This is a genomic window from Henriciella sp., assembly GCF_049649345.1.
Taxonomy (GTDB): Bacteria; Pseudomonadota; Alphaproteobacteria; order Caulobacterales; family Hyphomonadaceae; genus Henriciella.
Map to the genome: position 1 here is coordinate 1 of NZ_JBARZC010000062.1, position 2,523 is coordinate 2,523.

3 protein-coding genes and 1 pseudogene are annotated in these 2,523 nt (G+C 57.6%); 3 read left to right on the plus strand and 1 reads right to left on the minus strand.

The window, feature by feature from the left end; all coding sequences use genetic code 11:
• On the minus strand, window positions 1-310 hold a 310-nt coding region (locus tag WA989_RS01520), incomplete at its 3' end, for an outer membrane protein assembly factor BamE (protein ID WP_424338767.1).
• A 75-nt stretch (window positions 311-385) separates the two neighbouring features.
• On the opposite strand from WA989_RS01520, the gene WA989_RS01525 reads away from it, so the two are divergent.
• The 3 genes and pseudogenes from WA989_RS01525 to WA989_RS01535 form a co-directional block, all read left to right on the plus strand.
• Window positions 386-931 (plus strand): ubiquinol-cytochrome C chaperone family protein, encoded by a 546-nt coding sequence (locus WA989_RS01525; protein ID WP_424338768.1) that lies wholly within the window; start codon window positions 386-388, stop codon window positions 929-931.
• Between the two features lie 70 nt (window positions 932-1,001).
• Window positions 1,002-2,039: a phosphate acyltransferase PlsX gene (gene plsX, locus WA989_RS01530; RefSeq protein WP_424338769.1), complete on the plus strand. Its 1,038-nt coding sequence runs from the start codon at window positions 1,002-1,004 to the stop codon at window positions 2,037-2,039.
• Window positions 2,039-2,523: pseudogene (locus tag WA989_RS01535) on the plus strand (3-oxoacyl-ACP synthase); the annotation flags it as partial. The gene plsX and the pseudogene WA989_RS01535, both read left to right, overlap by 1 nt.

The window sequence follows — 2,523 nt, forward strand, 5'->3', positions numbered from 1 at the left end:
GCACTTCAGCGACCACGTCTTCCTCACTGAACCGGATCGCTGTCACTGTCCGCGTTGAAATCTGTGGACGGTAGAAGGCGACACGCTCCTGGATCGTGGTGATGTAGATCCACGTGTTCTCGTCGAAAATGCTTTCGGTTGAAGGCGAGCCAAGCTGCGCGAGGACGCTCGACCTTGTATCGACACCCGGCGTAATTGCATTTGGGGCAACCTCGTCAGGGGCATAGCCATGATAGGATTTGATTGATGATACACATCCTGATGCAATGCAGGCCATGGCAAGGCTGGCGATGAAAGACCGTTTGATCATTCTGATTTCCTCTTACACCATTCCCGCTTACAGGCTGGCAGAACCGATTGGCAAGTTGTGGAGCGCAGAATGCGAATGCTGAGCAAGCTGTTTTTTCCAGAGCGCGCCGGGCGACACCGCACAGCGTCCGCCTTGTATCATGACCTGAACAGTGCAGCACGCAAACCCTGGCTGTTTATCGAAGGCGGAATCCCCGACACAATCGAGGGGCGATTTCACGCTGTCGCGCTGCACGCTGCATTGCTGCTGCCGGAGCTGGAACGACGAAAACCCGAAGGGCCGAAACACTCCGAGGCCGTCTACATAATGATCTTTGACGGTTTCGATGCCGCCCTGCGCGAGAAAGGTGTGGGCGATGCCTCGATCGCGCGCCGGATTCGCAAGATGGGGGAGACGTTTTTTGGCTTGGGTCAGTCGATCCAGGCCGCTTTAAAAGAGGCTGACGCACCCAAAGCGCTGCGCGATGTCCTCCGACGCAATGCCATCTGCGAGCCCTCGGCTCAGCCGCTTGTCGCTTCCTATCTGCAAACCGCCCATGAGAAACTGGGCAATCTTGCTGACGATGAGCTTCTGAACGGCAGGTCAGGATTGGCATCGGTCGACAAAAGCTCAGTCGGATAGCGCACGACTGGTTGCCTCGCGTAGGCATGGTGCTAGTGTCCGCGCAATTCGAAAGCCCCTTAAGGCCGCAATGAAACCAGTCACACTTTCCATCGATGCAATGGGCGGCGATGCCGCCCCACAAGTCGTCATTGACGGTCTCGATATATTTCTGGGCCGCAATAGTGGATTTGCGATCCAGCTGCATGGACGGGCAGACGAACTCAAGCGGCTGCTGAACGGCAAGTCCTGGTCTCGCCAATGCGAAATCGTGGATCAGCCGGATGTCGTGGCGATGGATGCTAAACCCTCATCCGCTCTGCGCCGCGCGAAGGGAACCAGTATGGGCGGCGCCATACAGGCGGTGAAAGACGGCACAACGGCTGCAGGCATATCGGCCGGGAATACAGGCGCCCTGATGGCCATGTCGATGCTGTCGCTCAGAAAGATGGCAGGCGTACACCGTCCAGCCATGACGGCCATCTGGCCGACCCTGAAAGGCCGCTCTGTGGTGCTCGATGTCGGCGCGAATCTTGAAGCTGATGCCGATCAGCTGGTCGAGTTTGCGGTCATGGGCGAATCCTATGCCCGCGCTGTGTTTGGGAAAGAAAAGCCGACCGTTGGGCTGCTAAATATCGGATCTGAAGACGAGAAGGGCAGGGACGCGGTCAAGTTCGCGGCTGAAATCCTTCGCACGCGCGACCTCGGTATCGATTTCAAGGGATACGTCGAAGGCAATGATATTTCCACGGGCGCCGTCGATGTTGTCGTGACCGATGGGTTCACGGGGAACGTTGCGCTGAAAACCGCCGAGGGAACAGCGCGGCTCGTATCCACTTATGTCCGGGCGGCCCTGACCTCCAGCCTCCTGTCCAAAGCCGGTGCTGCACTGGCCGCCTCGGGCCTGAAAGATCTGCGGAACAAGCTCAACCCATCCAATGTAAACGGCGGTGTGCTGCTCGGCTTGAACGGCGTCATCGTCAAAAGCCATGGCGGAACCGATGCCGAAGGGTTTGCTACGGCTGTCAAACTCGCTTCTGATCTGGCGCAAAGCAATTACATGGATGAAGTGGCAGCAGGTCTGAAACGGGTGTCAAAACTCGGAATTTCTCCAGAAGCAGTAGAATAATGTCCAATAGAACAAGCTTTATCCGCGGCTCAGGCGCCTATCTGCCGTCGCGCATCCTGACCAATGAAGACATCTCGAAGATGGTGGACACCTCTGATGAATGGATTCAGGAGCGCACCGGCATTCGCCAGAGGCATATCGCGGCAGAAGGCGAACTGACATCCGATCTTGCCACCCAAGCGGCCAAAGAGGCGCTCTCGAACGCCGGGCTCACCGCGAGTGACGTCGACCTGATTATTGTCGCGACAACGACGCCCGACCAGACGTTTCCCGCGACGGCCACATCGGTTCAGGCCAAGCTCGGCGTTATGGGCGGCGCTGCCTTTGATGTCCAGGCGGTATGTTCAGGCTTCCTGTTCGCGCTTGCCACCGCCGATTCGATGCTGAAGCAGGGGCTCTTCAAGACAGCCATCGTAATCGGCGCCGAAACTTTTACCCGTATTCTCGACTGGTCCGACAGAGCGACATGTGTGCTGTTTGGCGA

Bases quoted from the DNA above. Each gene is read 5' to 3' on its own strand.
- WA989_RS01525 (WP_424338768.1), top strand. From the start codon at position 386: ATGCTGAGCAAGCTGTTTTTTCCAGAGCGCGCCGGGCGACACCGCACA.
- plsX (WP_424338769.1), top strand. From the start codon at position 1,002: ATGAAACCAGTCACACTTTCCATCGATGCAATGGGCGGCGATGCCGCC.